Here is a 14,783-nt window from a genome sequence, read left to right as displayed (position 1 = left end):
GAGCACCCACCCCGCAACGCGCCCGGAACGCGTCCAGAACGCGCCCCGAACGTCAGGGTACGACAGACGAAAAGCTCGACGCGCTCCGCTTTACACCTTCGACGCTGGACGAGAGCCCCTGTAAGCTCCCCCGGAATGGCTTCCGGCGCAGGTATCGAAGAACCGCACGGGCTGGGCGAGAGCACCAGCGCAGAGGGATCGGGCGGCGGCGTTTTGTCCGTGCCCGTGCGGCGTACATTGAAAGCAGGCGAGATCCCGAACACGCTGATCGAGTGCTCGCACTCGGTCGAGTGCGCGGGCTGTCCGCTCATCGCGGGCGATTACGCTGAGCAGCTCGGCACGAAGCGCGCGCGGGTCGTGTCCGCGGCGGCGCACTACCCGTCGCTCGAGCTGCTCCAGACGAGCCCGGTCATCCCGGCCGATCCGATCACCGGCTATCGCGGCCGAGCGAAGCTGATCGTCGCCCCCTCCGGCGCGATCGGGCTGTACGGCCGCACAGGGCATCACGAGGTCGTCGACATCCCGGGCTGCCGGGTCCTCGCCCCGGCGCTCGCCGCGGTGACCTCGCGGCTCCGCGAGCTGATCGCGTCGCCGCCGCCCGAGGTCCGGCCGCTGCTCCTGCCGTACGATCCGGCGCGGGGCGGCGTGCTCCGCGCGCTCGATCTGCGCGAGGTCCACCTCGCGCCGGGGACGCCGCTCTTCGCGGAGATGGGCGCGACCGAGGACAACCCGGCGTTCGTGCTGATCACGTTCGTCCTCCAGCGCGAGCGCGCGTGCACGCGCGACGAGCTGCGCGAGGCCGGCCGCGCGATCCGCCCGATGCTCCCCCGCGTCATCGGCGTCGCGGCGAACTTCCACGACGCGGAGGCGCCCCAGATCCTCGGCCCCGAGACGATCGTGCTCGACGGCGTCTCGCACGCGGAGGATCGGATCGGGCAGACCTACCACATCGCCGCGTTCGGCTCGTTCGTGCAGGCGCACCGGGCGCAGGCCGCGCGCGTGCACGCCCTCCTCTTGCGCGAGATCGCCTCGCTCGAGAACGACGGGCCCGTGATCGAGGGCGAGGCCGCGATGGGCCCGGCCTCCCGGCGCAAGGAGCCGCCGCGCATCCTCGACCTGTACGGCGGCTCGGGCGCGATCTCGCTCGCCCTGGCGCAGGGGGGCAACCGCGCGCTGATGGTCGAGTCGTTCGCGCCCGCGGCCTCGAACGCCCGCGCCGCGGCCGAGGCCCAGGGGCTGAGCCAGCGCGTCGAGGTGCGCACCGGCGACGTCGCGGAGATCGTCGCCTCCCTCGTCAACAGCTCGGAGAAGTTCGACGGCATCGTGGTGAACCCGCCGCGCCGCGGCGTCTCCCCGACGGCGCGCGAGGCGATCGCGCGGCTCGGCGCGCCGCTGCTCGTCTACGTCTCGTGCGACCCCGACACGCTCGCGCGCGACCTCGATCACTTCTGCCGGCTCGGGTACTCGTCGACGGAGCTCACGCCGCTCGACATGATCCCGCTCACGGAGGAGATCGAGACGATCGCCGCGCTCCGGCGGACGCCCCCGCCGGCGCCGAAGGTCATCTACGACGACGACGGCGTGCTGGTGGTCGAGAAGGGCCCGCACGAGCCGGTGGCCTCGCAGGCGGAGTACCTCGGCTCGCTGCTCACCCGCTGCGCCCGCATCCCGGGCGTCACCTCGACGCCCGTCATCGTGCACGCGCTCGACCCGGGCACGAGCGGCCTGGTCATGCTCGCGCGCAACGAGGAGGCGGCCGCGCGCTGGACCGAGGCGCTCACGAAGACGGGTCGCCTCATCTACCTGGCGGCGGCCAAGGGCGTCACCCCGGGCAAGGGCGCGATCACGCGCGACCTCCGGGAAGGCACGCGCACGTACACGGCGCGCACGCGGTACCGCCGCCTCGCGGTCGCGTCGGGCCACTCGATCCTCCGCGTCATCCCGGACGGCGGGCGCACGCACCAGATCCGGCGGCACCTCGCCGCGATCGGCCACCCGATCCTCGGCGACGAGCGCTACGGCCACGTGCCGACCAACCGGTACTTCGAGGAGAAGCACGGGCTCGATCGATCGTTCGTGCACCTCGTGCGCATCGAGATCGAGCACCCCCGCACCGGGGTGAAGATGATCATCGAGTCGACGCTGCCCGGCGATCTGCGGTCCGCGCTCGAGCGGTCGACCGGCCCCTCGGTCCTCCGCTTCCTCGAGCAGAAGCACGCGCTCGGCGAGCAGCGCGCCGTGGCCGTGACGAGCACCGCCACGGACGAGCCGGCGCCGAGCAGCAGGATGATCCCGCTGCGCACCGACGACTCCGAGTCCGCGCCGCCGCCCTCGATCCGCAGCCCCGGGCCCATCTCGATCCGCGTCCCGGATCTGGACGAGTCGCCCCGGACCATCCGGCACCCGATCATCTCGACCGGCGACGAGGACTGAGCGGCCGCACGGCTGTGCCCGCCTGCGGCACGGCGGCCGGCCGCGCCCGGCCCTGCCGGTGCGCTCTCGCGCCGGTCTTCCCCTCCCCGCTCCCCGCGACATCTCGCCCGCGCCGCGGCACCAGGCCCGCGGCGGAGCGTCGTGACCCCGGCACCACCGGCGGGGCGCGGGGCCTCGCGCTACGCCGAGGCGCGGGTCGGCTCGCGTGCCCGACCTGATCCCACCTTGGATCGATGAGCAGCGGGCGGATCTGGTAGGCTTGCCGGCGGCATGTCCACGTTTCCAGAAGACCGCCCTCGCATCCTCGTCGTGGACGACGAGAAGGTGATCCGCGACATGCTGGCCGACTTCCTCGGCATGGAGGGCTACTACGTCCGCACGGCGGAGGACGGCACCAGCGCGCTGAACGAGCTCACGAAGGGCCATTACGACCTCGTGATCAGCGACCTCAAGATGCCGCGGATGGGCGGCATCGCGCTGCTCGACGAGATCGGCAAGACGGCGCCGAACGCGCTCACGGTCATCATGACGGGCTTCGGCACCGTCGAGACCGCGATCGACGCGATGAAGCGGGGCGCCTACGACTACGTGCTCAAGCCGTTCAAGCTGGACGAGGTGGTGCACGTCGTCCAGCGCGGGATCGAGAAGCAGCGGATGGCCGCGGAGAACATCCGCCTGCGCGAGGCGGTGTCGCTCTACAAGGTGAGCGAGGCCATCGCGGCGAGCCTCTCGCTCGACCAGGTGCTCGAGACCGTCGCCGATAGCTGCCTGCACGAGGTGCGCGGCGATCTCATCTCGACGTGGCTCGACGACGGCGAGGGGAGCTTCTTCGAGCGGCAGCACCTCCGCGGCGCGTCGGTCCCCGCCGACGCCGACCTCGGCCGGCTCGACCCGACGCTCGTGCTCGAGCACTTCCGCCCGGACGCGCTGCTCCTCGAGCAGGGCATGAAGGGGCTCAGGTTCTTCGCGGCCGAGCCGGCGCTGCCGCTGCAGTCGCTGGTCGCGGTGCCGCTCCGGATCCAGAAGCGCCTCATGGGCTTCATCTCCGTCGCGTCGTTCACGCGGACGAAGCGCTTCGACGAGGGGCAGCGCAAGCTGCTCAGCATCATCGGGTCGCGCGCGGCGGCGGCCATCGAGAACGCGCGGCTCTACCAGGACCTCCAGGCGACGTTCCAGCAGACGATCGAGGGGCTCGCCAAGGCGATCGACAAGATGGATCGCTACACCGCGGGCCACTCGGATCGGGTCGCGATCTACGCGGTGATGCTGGCCGAGCGGCTCGGCCTCGGCCCGCACGAGATCGAGATCGTGCGGCAGAGCGCGCTCATGCACGACATCGGCAAGATCGGGTGCGTGCTCAACCTGAACAAGCCGGGCAAGCTCACGAACGACGAGTACGAGGTCTTCAAGCGGCACCCCGCCTACGGGCGCGACATCCTCGACCCGATCAAGTTCCTGCACCCGCTCATCCCCGGGGTGCACCTGCACCACGAGCGATGGGACGGGCGCGGCTACCCGCTCCGGATGCGGGGCAACGAGATCCCGATCATCGCGCGCATCATCTCGGTGGCCGACACGTACGACGCGATGACGAGCGACCGCTCGTACCGCAGGGCGCTCCCCCACGAGGTCGCGGTGGCCGAGATCGAGCGGTGCTCGGGCTCGCAGTTCGACCCCGAGGTCGCGGCCAGCTTCACGACGCACATCGAGGCGTACCGCGACGAGCGGCGCGCGCAGGGCGAGAAGATCCCCGAGTAGCCATGCCGACGACCTCGCTCCGCGACCTCCTGAAGCCCCCGCAGGACCCGGACGCCGCCCTGGCCGCGCCCGGGCCGAGGCGCGCGCGCGCCGCGTGGATCGGCCGGCGCCGCTACGCCCCGATCCACGACCTGCAGAAGCAGCTCATCGAGGCGCGCGCGGAGGGGCGGATCGGCGACACGATCCTGCTCCTGGAGCACGATCCGGTGATCACGCTCGGCCCGCGGGCGAACCCGGAGAACGTGCTGCTCGACTCCCGCGCGCTGAACGAGCGCGACATCGATCTCGTCGCGACCGGCCGCGGCGGCGACGTCACCTACCACGGGCCCGGCCAGCTCGTGTGCTACCCGCTGCTCGATCTGAGGCCCGACCGGTGCGACGTGCGCCGGTACGTGCGGTCGCTCGCGGAGGTGATGATCCTGCTCGCGCGCGAGCACCACGTCGAGGCCGGCGTGGTGGACGGGATGATCGGCGTCTGGGTCGATCGCGCGACGCCGCAGGAGTGGGGCGGCCCCGAGTGGGCGCGCGAGATCGCCAAGCTCGGCGCGATCGGCGTGCGCCTGTCGCGCTGGCTCACGATGCACGGCTTCGCGCTCAACATCGCGGTGGATCTCAAGGGGTTCGAGATGATCGTGCCCTGCGGCATCCGCGAGCACGGGGTGACGTCGCTCCACGAGCTGACCGGGCGCAGGCTCACCGTCGCCGAGGTCGCCCTCGCGAGCGCCCCGCAGCTCGCCCGTGGGCTCGACATCGAGGTCGGCCGCGTGGAGGATCTCTCCGGGGTCGCCGACCTCGCGGGCGCGCTCCTCGCCCCGGAGGCCGTCGCCGCCGAGGGCCGGAGCGCGCCCTGACCCACGCCGGCCGCCGCCGGCCATGCCTGGCGGCGCGAGGCTCACTGGCGCGATGCTCGGCGGCGGGCGCGCCGCGGCGGCGCGCGCGCTGCGGCGGCGGGCGCGCCGCGGCGGCGCGCGCGCTGCGGCGGCGCGGCCAGGCAAACGGTGTCGCTCGGCCGTGCCGTGGGCTAAAAGCCGTCGCGTGCGCGCGCAGCCCACGACTCCGCCCCGCCTGGGCGACGGGAGCTCCCCCCTCGGCCGCGGCGCCTCGGCGGCGCGCCCGCCGTGGCTACGGCCCCTCGCCGCCTCGCTCGCCGCGGCCGGCGCGGCGCTGCTCGCCCTCGCGCTCCTCGGCCCCGTCGCGATGGTCGCCTTCGGCAAGCGCAGCGCCGCCGCGTGCCTCGCGTCGATCGAGGCGCCGCGCGGCCCCGCGCTGCCCGACTGCCGCCCCGAGATCCGCTGGTTCGCGCTGCCGTCCCGGCTGCCGTGGACCGACGAGGCGGCGAGCGCGCACGCCGAGGAGCTCGGCGTGCGCGCCGCGGTCGCCGAGTACATCGACGCCGCCGTCGGCCGCCCGGCGCGCGCGGCGCTCGCCAGCGCGGCCGAGGCGCTCGGCACGACCGAGTCGATGGTCGCCGCCGGCTCCCGGCGCATCACCTTCGATGCGCTGGGGCCCGCCTGCGGCGCGCCGCGCCTCGGCCGCGAGGCGGCGAAGCTCGGCGACCGCCGCGCGCTCCTCGAGCGGGCGGACCGCTGGCCCGACTGGCACGTTCGCGTGCACGCCCTGCGCGCGGCGCTCACCGAGGGCGACCTGCCGCGCGCGCTCGCGATCGCGAGCGGCTACGCGGGGATGGATCCGCGCGACGAGGACCTGCGCACGACGACCGGCGCGATCCTCTGCCTGGGCAACAGCGCCGAGGCGAAGCGCGGCGTCGAGCTCCTGACGCTGAACCAGAACGACCGGGCGTCCAAGCGCCACGCGGGCATGGCGCGCAACTGGGGCGAGATCCGCGCCGTCCTCGTCGCCTGCGCGGCGCGGGCCGGCGTGGAGCCTCCGCCGACGCCCGAGGATCCGGAGGCCGGCGTGGCCGACGCCGTCGAGGCGCGGCTCGCGCAGCGCGCCCGCCTCGCCGCCGCCATCGCCGGCCCGGGCGCCGCCGAGGCGAAGCAGCGCGCGCTGCGGGCGATCCGGGACCTGCTCGGCTCCGCCGCCGCGCTCGCGCCGGAGGCCCGCAGGGACCTGCTCGCGGTCGTGCTGGCAGAGGACGACGCGATCGACGCGGCCGAAGCCGCCGCGCTCGCGCTGCCCGAGGCCGAGGGGGACGAGCCCGCGACCGGGGAGGAAGGCGCTGCGGCGATCGGAGCGGCGGGCGCCGCTCCGGCGGGCGTTGCGCCGGCGCTGCGGGCGGGCTCGCCGCTCGCGATCGACTGGCTGCCGGAGCGCGGGCTCGCGAGGCCCGCCGTCGCCGGGTCGCTCCGCGCGCGCGCCGCGGCGCGGGCCGCCGAGCTGGCCGTCGCCCCTCGGCTCTCGCCGCCGGAGCGCGACGCCCTGCGCGCCGCCGCCGGAGCCCTCGCGCTGGACGCCGCGCGCGAGCTCGCCCTCGAAGGCGACGCGCCGGCGGCGATCGACGCGCTGGATCGCCTCGGGGCGCTCGCCCCGGAGCTCGCACCGGAGCTCGCACCGGACGCGGCCCGCGCGCTCGCGCGGTCGAGCGCGTGGCTCCTGGCGGGCGATCGCGATCGCGCGCTCGACCTGATCGAGCGCGTCGACCTCGCCGCGGCGCCGCCGTCCCTCCGCGCCGCCGTGCTCCTGCAGCGCGCCGAGCTCCTCGCCTCGCGCGGGCGCCGGCTCGACGCCGCGCGCGCCGCCGTCCTCGCCGACGAGGAGTCCGCCGCGCGCTCCGGCCCTGCGCGCGGCGCGCCCGGCGCGCGCCCCGGGCTCGACCTGCTCGACGTCCGGGCGCGGTGGACGCGGCTCGCCCTCGCGCGTCCCCCGGAGGCCGCGCCGCTCCGGCAGGGCAGCCCGCCCGCGGCGCTGCCGGCGGATCCCTCCGCCGCGTGGCCGTGGGTCGGCTTCGCCAGCCTCGACGCGCCCTGGGCGCGCGCCGACCAGCCGGCGCTCTCGCGCGCCCTCGCCGCCTGGAGCGCCGCGCGCGACGCCCCGCCGACCACGCGCCGCGCGCTCCGCTACGCCGCCCTCCGCCGGCGCGGCGACGCGCCGCCCGCGCTCGTCCCGTACGCCGCGCTCGCCGCGCAGCTCCTCGGCGACGGCGAGGGCGACGTCGAGGTGTGGCTCGACGCCCTCCTCGCGATCGACGCCGCGCGCTTCTCGCTCCGGCACTACACGTTCGCCCGGGCCGAGGCGGCGCGATGGCGCGGCGACGACAGCAGCGCGGCCGCGTGGCAGCGCCGGCACGACGCCCTGCGCGCCGTGGCCGCCGACCCGACCCGGGCCGAGATCGCGCGCTACCTCGGCCTCTGAGCCGCGCCCCCTACAGCGCACCCCGGACGTACCCCCGCGGCGTGGCGTTTCGTCCCATGCCCAGAAAACATGGAGCTCGCGTCCTCGTACGGCTGGCGGTGGAGGTGCTCGGTTCCTACGCTACAGCCTGGCTCGCGACGGATCGCTCGCGGGGAGAGTCCTCATGTGTCCTCATTGCGGAAAGAACGCGCCCGTCATCCACCGCGGGCTCGCTGCGTATTGCACCGCGTGTGGCCGGGAGCGCCTGCCCTTCGCGGGCAAGTCGGTCAGCCTGGCGGGGAAGCCGTCCCGGTTCGGCGGGGCCGTCGCCGGCGCGCTCGGCTGGCTGGTCCTCATCGGCGGCACCGCGCTGGCGCTGCTCCTCGGCCTGGGCGCTGCCGCGCTGTTCCCCGGCTCGATCGCCGGCCTCGCGATCGGCCTGCCGATCGGGTTCGTCGCCCTCACGGTCGGCCTGCTCCTGCTCATCGGCGGGCGGAAGCTCTCGCGCTCCGGGGTGAAGGCCTCGCGCGACGCGCAGGTCCAGGCGATCTTCTCGCTCGCGTCGCACCGCCGCCGCCCGCTCACCGCGCAGGAGGTCGGCGTCGTGCTCGACCTGCCGGCCTCGGAGGCGGACGCCCTGCTCACCGAGCTCGCCAAGCAGCGCCCCGACGAGGTCGGCGTCGAGATCGGCGAGCGCGGCGACATCCTCTACACCTTCCCCGGCATCTCGGGGCAACCCGGCGTCCGCTTCCCCCAGCCCTCGCTCCGCGTCGATGCGCGCGACGGCGCGCCCGACCCCGCGGCGCGGATCTACGCGGAGGAGTTCGAGGAAGAGGACGCGGGGGTCTCCCGCGCGCCGCGCCGCGAGCAGCTCCGCTGAGGATTCCCGCGGCGCGCATGCTAGCCTCGCGCCGCGCGCGCACATCGAGAGCCCGGGGCGCGCGTCGCCACCTGCGACCCGCAGTTCGACGCGGGGCGCTCCGGGCCGTTCGCCGCCACCGACCATGAGATGCTCCCCTGCCGCCCCGCTCACCGCCGCCGCGCTCGCGCTCGTCGCGCTCCTCGCCCCCTCCCGCGCAGACGCCTTTGAACGGCAATGGCACGCCGGCGCCAGCGTCGGCTACGCGCTCCTCGCGGACGGCGGAACGTACCCCGGGATCGGCGGCAGCTTGCACCTCTCCTACGGCCTCACGGACGCCTTCAACGCGCTCGTCGAGCTCAACACCGCGTCGCACCCGGGCGGCGATCTCATGTTCCTCGGCGCGTCGGCCGGCGCCGCGTACGTCATCGACATCCTGCAGTGGGTCCCTTACGTCGGCCTCATGACCGGCGCGTACGACAGCGTGCGCCTCGCGCCCTGCGGCTCGTATGGCCGGCCGGGCTGCCACCGCGGCCAGTTCGGGGTCTCGATCCCGTTCGGCATCGACTACGCCTTCAACCGCGAGTTCGCCGCCGGCTTCGCCGGCAAGTACACGCTGCTCCTCCCCGGCGCGGGCGACGGTCCGGGGAGCTACTTCACCGCGTTCGCCCGCGCGGAGTTCCTCTGGGGCTACTAGCCCCGCGGCGCGCGACCGAGCCCGCCGACCGGAAGCCGCTCCTCGACCCGACGAACGCGCACTCGCGCGTGACGTCCTCCGGAGAGGACGCGCGCGGCGAGCACCACGTGCTCTCGCAGGACGGCGAGATCCACAGGTCCACCCGGCGCCGGTGACCCGGGCCGGCGCGCCGCGGAGCCCCGCGCGCGGCCCGGCGGCCAGGTGCGTCCCAGGCAAGCTTCCGGCGGAAAACGGCTGTCATTCCCGTGCCGTCTGGCGCGGGAAGCGTTTACAAAGAGCGGGCGCAGTCGTGCGAAGCCTCCGAGCAAGCCCGACGGAAGGAGCGGACCGTGGAACAGCTTTGGCAGCGCGTTTCTGAGGGCCGGCACACGGCCCTGCTGGACATCATCCCCGGAGAGCCTCCGTCTCACCTCGGGCTGCGCGTCCTGCGCGTGCGCTGCGATGTCCCCGAGGCGGCGCTGGGACCGCTGCACGAGGTGCGGACCAAGGTCGAGCGGCTCGTCGGCGGGGCGCCGCCGCTGCTCGATCAGGCGCGGAGCCGCGTCGTCTCGGGGCTCCGGCGCCGGCTCCTCGGCGACGTGCACGAGCGGATGGCCGACGCCGAGTTCATCGACGCCGTGAACCGGCTCGCGCAGCAGACCGATCGCCGGTGGGCCATCGTCTTCGACGCGGTGGAGCTCGCCGACCATGCCACGCTCGACGTCCTGCGGCGGGTCGTGTCCCGCCACGAGGCGCTCCGGGTCGCGCTCGTCCTGTCCTTCCGCCTGCACGCGCCGACCGGCCCCGCCGGCGAGCTGCTCGGCGCGGTGCGCGCCTCCTTCGGGGCCGACGCCATCCTCCGCCCGCCGGACGGCACGACCACGCTGACGAGCGTGACCGCGCCCCCGCCGCCGCCGCAGGTCGCGCTGCGCGAGCTCCCCGGCGAGGTGCTCCGGGTGCTCCGCGCCGGCGCGATCGTCGGCTCGGGGTTCGAGAGCGAGCTCGTCGCGGCGCTCCTGCGCGTCGACGCGGTCGACGTGCTCGAGGCGCTCCAGCGCGCCGCGGACGTGGGCGTCCCGCTCGAGGACCGCGGCGAGGGGCGCTTCCACCTCCCGCAGGAGACCGTCGTGGCGCTCCGCAGGTCGATCCTCCCCTCGCTCGCCCGCGTGTGGCACCGGCGGCTCGCGACGCTCCTCAGCGAGGACGTGCTCGAGCCGGACGCCCCGGCGCGTGAGCCGCCCGCCGCGGCCGCGGCTGACCCGAAGGGCCCTGGCGCCGCGCCGCCCGCGCAACCCGGCGCCTCGTCGACGCACATCGCCGCGTCGCCCGCGCACGCCGCCGCCTCGCCCGCGCACGCCGCCGCCTCGCCCGCGCACGCCGCCGCCTCGCCCGCGCACGCCGCCGCCTCGCCCGCGCACGCCGCCTCGCCCGCGCACGCCGCCGCGCCCGCGCACGCCGCCGCGCCGCCGACCCAGAGCGCGGCCGTCCTGATGTCGCCGGTGGAGCGGCACGTCCTCAGCGGGGCGAGCCTGAGCGCGGCGCGCGGCGACGACGCGGTCGCGCGGGCCGCCGCGGCGCTGGCGAAGCCCGGCGCAGCGCCGAGCCAGGCCGCGCCTGCGTCCACCACGGCGGTGCCCGCCATCGCGACGCCGCGCACGATCGCGGTGACGCCGTCGCCCGCAGCGGCATCGCCCGCGGCCACGTCGCCCGGCGCGACCGCCGGGGGGACGGCAGAGGGCAGCGGCGCACCGGCGATCGAGGAGCAGGACAAGGACCTCGAGCCCGGCCTCCCGGCCGCGCGCAGCGTGGCGCCGCGCGCGGCCGACACGCTGCGGCCGCCGCCGGCGATGGCCCATGCAGGCGCGAGCGGCGCGCCCACGAACAGCGCCCGCCGCGCGCCGCCGCGCGCCGCGCAGGAGCGTCCCACGCCGATCGCGCCCGCCGGGCCCGGCAACCCGCCGTGGCCTTACGCCGAGCTGTTCCACCGCAGCCCGGAGAGCCGCCGCCTCTCCGAGCCGCCCGAATCGGTCCGGTTCGACGCCCCGCCCGACTCGCTGGACGCGCCCATCCCCGGCCCAGTGCGCGTGCCCCCCGATCTCGCGCCCGCCGGCGGCGGCGCCTCCTTCGACGAGCCGATCCGCTCGGTGCGCGGCGCCTCGCTGCGCGTCCCGGCAGCGCTGTCCGATCGATCGCCCTCCGGCCCATCCCGCCCGCACCTGCCGTGGCCCGCCGCGGCCGACTCCGCGGCCCCGGCGCGCCTCGTCGACCCGGCGCGCGCCGCGGCCGGCTCCCTGCGCGCCGCGGCCCCGCTCGGCCTGTCCCTGCACCCGGCCCCGCCGGCGCCCGACCGCGCCGAGGCGGCGAGCGCTGCAGGCGCCGCGCTGCACGGCGCCGGACGCCGGGCCCGCGACGCGCGCGCGGCGGCCCACCTGACCGAGGCGGGCGAGCTGGAGGAAGCCGCGCGCCGCTACCGCGCGGCCGCGGCGGAGGCGGCGGCCATGGGCGCGTACGTCCAGGCGCTGAGCTACGGGCAGAAGGCGCTCGCGCTCCTCGACGGCATGCCGCCCACCCCCGCGCGCCGGCGGCTCCGCATCGGCGCGCTCGCCGGAATCGGCCGCGTGCAGTGGCAGGCGGCCGGCCCGGATCCGGCCTTCACGCTCGCGGGCGCCCTCGAGGTGCTCGACGCCGCGCGCGCGCTCCTCGCGCAGGGCGACCCGCCCGAGCTGCACGCCGAGCTCGCCGCGCTGATCGCGAGCGTCTGTTACGACATCGGCGACATGCGCTCGCTGGAGCGCGCGCTGGACGAGCTGACGACGGCGAGCCGGCTGCTGCTCGACGCCGGCGACGCGCTCGGCTCGGCCCGGCTGCTCAACGACCAGGCGGCTGTCTACGTGCGCATGGGCGATCCGGTCCGGGCGACGCACCTCTTGACCGAGTCGCGCCGGGTCTTCGAGGAGCGGGCCCGGCTCGATCCGGTGGCGCGCGTCGAGCTCGCGGAGACGGACCACCTCTTCGCGCGGATCCCGCTCCACGTCGCCGCCCGCCCCGGGCGCGAGTCCGACGCGCTCTCGATGGGGATCGACCACGCGCTCGCCGCGGAGCGCACCTACAAGCAGCTCGGGGACACCCGGGAGCTCGCCCGCGTCTGGGAGACGATCGGCCGGCTGGAGCTCCGCAAGGGTCGCCTCGATCGCGCGACGCAGCGCCTGACCGCGGCGATCGAGGCCGAGGAGGCGCTCGGCGATCTCATCGGCCTGGCCCGCTCGACGGCCGCGCTCGCGGAGGTGCTCTCGGCGAAGGGGCTGCACCGGGAGGCGCTGGCGGTGCTGGCCGAGTCGATGGCGATGAACCTGGAGAAGGGCTCGCCGCTCGGCCTCGCGTACAACCGCCGCGCGCTGAACGCGCTCGTCCCGAACATCTCGCTCCAGGGGGAGGAGGCCGAGATGCTGCGGAAGATCGCGTCGCAGCTCGCGGCGGCGGAGGCGGCCCTCGGCCGCCTGAAGCTCCCGGGCGAGCCCGACTGAGCCGGGCGCCCGCGCCGCGCGGCCTTTGACCTTGCCGGGGCGCGGCCGCTCCGGCGAAATGTCCCACATGTCGCCTTCCTCCAGGCAGCGCCGGCGCCGCGGCGGCGCGCTGCTCTCCCTCCTCGCCCTCCCGGCGGCGTGCGCGCCTGTCCCTTCAGCCTCGGCGCCGCCCGCGCCCATCCCAGCCGCGTCCGCGCGGCCGGCGCCGGCAGCCCCGACCGAGGCGCCGCGGCCTGCGCCCGCGCCCGAGAAGCCGGGGTACGAGGGGCACGGCGCGACCAGCGTTTCTCCCGAGATCCTCGCACGGTATGCGCCGCCTCCGCTCCCGGACGAGGTGTCGCGCCAGATCCAGGGGTTGCTCGACGTGCGCGCCCCCGGCGGCGGCGTCCTGGGGCCGGACGGCAAGGCGCTCTACTTCACCTGGACGATCACGGGGACGAGGCAGGTCTTCCGGCTCGACGGGCCGCTGCGTTTCCCGCTGCAGCTCACGGGCGGCGAGGATCCGACGGTGGTGGAGGACGTCACGCCGGACGGCGCGCACCTCGTCCTGTCGCGCGACCGCAAGGGTGAGGAGAACCCCGGGCTCTACCTCCAGGACGCGAAGGGCGGCCCGCTCCTCGCCATCCAGCACAAGTCTGGCGTGCAGACGCAGCTCCAGCTCGTCGCCGACGACGGGCGGCACGTCTACTACCGAGCCAACGACATCAGGAAGGACGCGTATGCCATCTACCGGTATGACATCGCGTCGAAGCAGCGAGAGCTCGTGTTCGATCGCGAGGGCATCTGGCGCGCCGTCGACGCCGCGCGCGACGGCCGCATGCTGCTGGCGAAGGACGTGGGCTCCAACATGAGCGAGCTTTACGAGTGGGCGCCGGGCGCGAAGGGCGCCGCGAAGCCCGATCCTGCGGCCGGCACGCTGACTCCGCTGTTCGGGCAGGGCGAGCGCGAGGACTACAAGGCCATGTACGGCGCGGCGCCCGGCGAGGTCATCGTCCTCACGCCGCGACTCGGGGAGTACCGCCGTCTCTACAGCTGGAAGGCGGGGAAGCTCACGCCGATCACGCCGGAGATCCCGTTCGACGTCAGCGCCTTCTCCATCGATCGGGCGAAGACGCGGATCCTCTACACGGTGAACGAGCGGGGTTACACGCGGCTCCGGGCGCTCGACGCGCGGACGCACCGCGAGGTCAAGCTGCCGGCGCTTCCGGCGGCCGATCATGTGGTGCCGCTCGCGACGACGCGGAACGGCCGGTACACGACGCTTCTCCTGGAGACCTCGAGGTCGCCTGCGACGGGCTATGTCCTCGACTGGACGACCGGCAAGCTGACCCAGTGGCACGCCCCGAGCATGCCCGAGATCGCGCCGGACGCGTTCGCGGCGGCCACGCTGGAGTCCTATCCGGCGCGCGACGGGGCGCAGATCCCGATGTTCGTTCGCCGCCCCGCGCGGTGCGAGCGGCCGTGTCCGGTCATCGTGCATTTCCACGGCGGCCCGGAGAGCCAGGTCAGGGCGGGGTTCAGCGCGCGGGCGCAGATCTTCGTCGACGCGGGGTTCGTGTTCGTCGAGCCGAACGTCCGCGGGAGCGACGGTTACGGCAAGACGTGGCTGCACGCCGACGACGGCGCGAAGCGGCTCGGCGTCATCACCGACATCGAGGACGCGGCGAAGTTCGTCCGGGCGACGTTCGGCCACGAGGGCCGGCCGCCCAAGGTCGGCATCTTCGGCGGAAGCTACGGCGGCTATTCCGCGCTGATCGGCATGACGATGTTCGCCGGGGCCTACGACGCGGGGGCGGCGGTCGTCGGCATGAGCAACCTGGTCACGTTCCTCCAGAACACGGCGCCTTATCGGCGCATCCTCCGGATCTCGGAGTACGGTGATCCGGACAAGGACCGGGAGGCGTTGATCAAGCTGTCGCCGATCACGTACCTGGACCAGGTGAAGGCGCCTCTGCTGATCGTGCAGGGGGTGACGGATCCGCGGGTGCCTGCCGGCGAGTCGGTGCAGATCCAGCGGGCGCTGGAGGCAAAGAAGATCCCGTCAGAGCTCATCTTGTTCCCCGACGAGGGGCACGGGGCGCAGAAGCGGGACAACCAGGTGCTCCAGTACGGGCACCTCGTTCGGTTCTTCCGGACGCACCTCGGGGGACGGTAAGGACCTTTGTTGTTCGGGAGCGCGGGCGGGCCGGGCCTCCGGGCTGCCCGGCCCGAGGTGAGAGGGGTCCGCGGAGGCGTGTCG

At 75.3% G+C, this 14,783-nt stretch carries 8 protein-coding genes; all 8 read left to right on the top strand.

Annotated features, from left to right (window positions below):
* The first annotated feature begins 237 nt into the window (after positions 1–237).
* The 8 genes from WME76_RS08830 to WME76_RS08795 all read left to right on the top strand — a co-directional run bounded on the left by WME76_RS08830 (position 238) and on the right by WME76_RS08795 (position 14,699).
* Entirely contained in the window at positions 238–2,433 is a 2,196-nt protein-coding gene (locus WME76_RS08830; protein ID WP_437959724.1) for a pseudouridine synthase, read from the top strand.
* A gap of 270 nt (positions 2,434–2,703) precedes the next feature.
* Positions 2,704–4,191: an HD domain-containing phosphohydrolase gene (locus tag WME76_RS08825; protein WP_437959723.1), complete on the top strand. Its 1,488-nt coding sequence runs from the start codon at positions 2,704–2,706 to the stop codon at positions 4,189–4,191.
* Between the two features lie 2 nt (positions 4,192–4,193).
* Positions 4,194–5,042: a lipoyl(octanoyl) transferase LipB gene (gene lipB, locus WME76_RS08820; RefSeq protein ID WP_437959722.1), complete on the top strand. Its 849-nt coding sequence runs from the start codon at positions 4,194–4,196 to the stop codon at positions 5,040–5,042.
* A 184-nt stretch (positions 5,043–5,226) separates the two neighbouring features.
* Complete coding sequence (locus tag WME76_RS08815; protein WP_437959721.1) at positions 5,227–7,506, top strand: hypothetical protein; 2,280 nt, start codon at positions 5,227–5,229, stop codon at positions 7,504–7,506.
* A 163-nt stretch (positions 7,507–7,669) separates the two neighbouring features.
* Entirely contained in the window at positions 7,670–8,365 is a 696-nt protein-coding gene (locus WME76_RS08810; protein WP_437959720.1) for a hypothetical protein, read from the top strand.
* A 124-nt stretch (positions 8,366–8,489) separates the two neighbouring features.
* Complete coding sequence (locus tag WME76_RS08805) at positions 8,490–9,041, top strand: hypothetical protein (RefSeq protein ID WP_061617968.1); 552 nt, start codon at positions 8,490–8,492, stop codon at positions 9,039–9,041.
* A 329-nt stretch (positions 9,042–9,370) separates the two neighbouring features.
* Complete coding sequence (locus tag WME76_RS08800; RefSeq protein ID WP_437959719.1) at positions 9,371–12,544, top strand: hypothetical protein; 3,174 nt, start codon at positions 9,371–9,373, stop codon at positions 12,542–12,544.
* 67 nt (positions 12,545–12,611) lie between these two features.
* Positions 12,612–14,699: a S9 family peptidase gene (locus WME76_RS08795; protein WP_437959718.1), complete on the top strand. Its 2,088-nt coding sequence runs from the start codon at positions 12,612–12,614 to the stop codon at positions 14,697–14,699.
* Positions 14,700–14,783: the final 84 nt, after the last annotated feature.

Origin of the sequence: Sorangium sp. So ce119 (genome assembly GCF_051524405.1) — a bacterium.
Taxonomy (GTDB): domain Bacteria; phylum Myxococcota_A; class Polyangia; order Polyangiales; family Polyangiaceae; genus Sorangium; species Sorangium cellulosum_G.
This window is presented reverse-complemented; position numbering and strand designations above follow the sequence as displayed.

Bases quoted from the DNA above. Each gene is read 5' to 3' on its own strand.
- WME76_RS08810 (WP_437959720.1), top strand. From the start codon at position 7,670: ATGTGTCCTCATTGCGGAAAGAACGCGCCCGTCATCCACCGCGGGCTC.
- WME76_RS08825 (WP_437959723.1), top strand. From the start codon at position 2,704: ATGTCCACGTTTCCAGAAGACCGCCCTCGCATCCTCGTCGTGGACGAC.
- WME76_RS08795 (WP_437959718.1), top strand. From the start codon at position 12,612: ATGTCGCCTTCCTCCAGGCAGCGCCGGCGCCGCGGCGGCGCGCTGCTC.
- WME76_RS08805 (WP_061617968.1), top strand. From the start codon at position 8,490: ATGAGATGCTCCCCTGCCGCCCCGCTCACCGCCGCCGCGCTCGCGCTC.
- lipB (WP_437959722.1), top strand. From the start codon at position 4,194: ATGCCGACGACCTCGCTCCGCGACCTCCTGAAGCCCCCGCAGGACCCG.